This is a genomic window from Parendozoicomonas verongulae (assembly GCF_009711465.1).
In the GTDB taxonomy this organism is placed as follows: domain Bacteria; phylum Pseudomonadota; class Gammaproteobacteria; order Pseudomonadales; family Endozoicomonadaceae; genus Sansalvadorimonas; species Sansalvadorimonas verongulae.
Genome location: NZ_SMME01000659.1, coordinates 574 through 3,076, shown reverse-complemented (window position 1 = coordinate 3,076; position 2,503 = coordinate 574). Strand labels below are relative to the sequence as shown.

General features: G+C 47.6%; 3 protein-coding genes. 1 reads left to right on the top strand and 2 read right to left on the bottom strand.

Annotated features, from left to right (window positions below):
• Positions 1–686 precede the first annotated feature (686 nt).
• Positions 687–1,349, top strand: coding sequence for a class I SAM-dependent methyltransferase (locus E1189_RS02420; protein WP_155158472.1), 663 nt, complete (start codon positions 687–689; stop codon positions 1,347–1,349).
• A 73-nt stretch (positions 1,350–1,422) separates the two neighbouring features.
• On the opposite strand, the gene E1189_RS02415 is transcribed toward E1189_RS02420, so the two are convergent.
• Together E1189_RS02415 and E1189_RS02410 are read right to left on the bottom strand one after the other, a co-directional pair.
• Complete coding sequence (locus E1189_RS02415; protein ID WP_155158471.1) at positions 1,423–1,632, bottom strand: hypothetical protein; 210 nt, start codon at positions 1,630–1,632, stop codon at positions 1,423–1,425.
• Between the two features lie 71 nt (positions 1,633–1,703).
• Positions 1,704–2,360: a CYTH domain-containing protein gene (locus E1189_RS02410; protein WP_230460055.1), complete on the bottom strand. Its 657-nt coding sequence runs from the start codon at positions 2,358–2,360 to the stop codon at positions 1,704–1,706.
• Between the last annotated feature and the right edge of the window lie 143 nt (positions 2,361–2,503).

Sequence of the window (2,503 nt, the reverse complement as noted above, 5' to 3'; positions counted from 1 at the left end):
CAGTCATCTCACCAAACACAAGCGCACCCACAAAGGGGACAAGCCCTTTGTCTGTGACCGGAACGGGTGCAACAAGTCTTTCACCACATCCGCCAATCTCATCAGACATGCACGTATCACAGAGGACACCGCCCACAAACGCAGCCACACAGGGGAGGGCCCTTTGTCTGTGATCAGGACGGGTGCAACAAGTCGTTCACTAAGGCCCTTTGTCTGTGACCAGGACGGATGCGGCCCTTGTCTGTGACCAGGACGGGTGCAGCCCTTTGTCTGTGATCAGGACGGGTGCAACAAGTCGTTCACTAAGGCCCTTTGTCTGTGACCAGGACGGATGCGGCCCTTGTCTGTGACCAGGACGGGTGCAGTTTGTCTGTGACCAGAGCGGATGCAGGTCTTTCGCCCAATCCAGTCATCTCACCAGACACAAGCGCATCCTTCACAACGCTTGTATCCCAGAGATGGGAGAATGTGCGGAATGACATTTTGTGAGAAGTCATTTAGGGGAGTTAAATTGTGCATTGACAAGTTCACAAATCAAGAGGGGCTGCTACTTTAGAACTGTCTGCTCTGTTTCACTGTGAGATACCGCTATGAAAGACCACTCTTATTCTGGAACCTCTGGTCATTGTGTCTTGATCATTCTCGTGGCTATGATGACTGCTCTTTGCTCACTCCGGATTTCCGCTATGCCTGACCCCAAACTCACCATAACAGACGACCTGTACCATTATCTGGTAGAGCATTCAGTCAGAGAAACTGATCAGCTGGCACAGCTGAGAGAGGAAACTCAGGCTATGCCGGAAGCACGTATGCAGATCACTCCGGAACAAGGGCAATTCATGGCTTTTCTGATCAAGCTAATCAATGCACGACGCACCTTGGAAGTTGGGGTATTCACTGGTTACAGCGCCTTAGCCGTCGCTCAGGCATTGCCGGAAGATGGCGAATTGATTGCCTGCGATATCAGCGAAGAGTTTACGAATATTGCCAGACGTTACTGGCAAAAAGCGGGAGTTGATAAGAAAATCAACTTACACTTGGCTCCGGCCCTGGACACTTTGGAACAACTGCTGGCCGACAACCAACATGAAACGTTTGACTTTGCCTTTATTGATGCAGACAAAGCCAATTATCAAAACTATTACGAGCTGTGCTTGCAGCTGATTCGACAGGGTGGGTTGATTGCTATCGATAATACTCTCTGGAACGGAGCTGTCCTTAATGCGGACAGTCAGGATGAAGATACCCGGGTAATACGAACACTCAACCAAAGCCTGCTATCGGATGAACGCGTCGATATAACGCTTTTACCAATGGCCGATGGTGTCACACTGATAAGAAAACGCTGACGGAAGAGGCCGAAGACGTCCTGAGAAGCTTACGGGTTCACCTGTCGTACCAGGCAGGTCAGGCTGAAATGTGTCAACCTGCGGTATCGGCCCAAGGTTCCCAGTAAGTCATCCACAATTTCTGTGGATAACTATGTGGATAGTCATAGCCTGTCTGAGGTGAGAGGAAGTCAATAGTCAGATCACTCTCACCACGAAATTTGGTAACAATATCGATATTGCCTAAGTGCTTGATGATATTGACCTGCTTGCCTTCTCTCTTCATCCACTGATGTCTATGCACAACCCGCCGCACCCTGGAGAATTGCGATTTTTCATTCTCGGAAATTTTTGCGACACCACCAAGACATCTGCTCAGGGCTCCCGAGCAGATGTCGTATCGTTGCTCTCAGCCAAGCTGTTAAGAAACAAATAACCCCGCTCTGCTTTACTCCCATGAACGGGCTTAACTTTATAATTTTTCTCTAGCCAGCCTGACAGCATAAAACGATCATATTCAGAGCCCTCTTCAAGAATCAGCTCCAGTTCATTGAGAGATTTTCCTGAAGTGCCTATAAAGATATTACCATGATCCAGTACGACCCTGATCCGACTTGTTTGCTCATAATGAACCAGAGTTTCACGTACATAGGATATACTGAAAACAGTTTTTAAGTCTTGATCGTTAACATGTGGAAAATTGAAGCTTCCCGCTGAAAGGAGTGGCCTGCAGTCAGGTGACGCATGCTCAAGTTTCCACGAGTAGGAGCTTTTAACCCCTGGATTGCTTCGTCCGGTACTTTGATAGGATGCGCGTTGCGTAATCTCACCCTCACAAGTTCTTACTCGTAAGAGAAATCCGTTCTTCCTGAGAGCCTTATCAGGAGTATCAAAATATCGATCCTCTACATAGAAAAAGTCACATACGGCTCCTCGAAACAGCGCCCCTTTCTTCAAAGCTTTTACACTATCACTATCTATTGAGTACTTAATTCGAACATCGTACGAAAACTGACTGTTAGGAATAATCATCTCGTTGTAACCTTCAGCTATTGAGGTGATTAAGATTCTCATAAAATGTCAGAGTTACATCACTGACAAGATTGTCAGATTTCCCCTCTAAATCTACGCCCTAATACTTGGGACCACCTTCACAAGGGGTCGCCAGCTTCCGC

Excerpts from the sequence above, each read along its gene's own strand:
- E1189_RS02410 (WP_230460055.1), bottom strand. The coding sequence starts at position 2,360 with ATGATTATTCCTAACAGTCAGTTTTCGTACGATGTTCGAATTAAGTAC.
- E1189_RS02420 (WP_155158472.1), top strand. The coding sequence starts at position 687 with ATGCCTGACCCCAAACTCACCATAACAGACGACCTGTACCATTATCTG.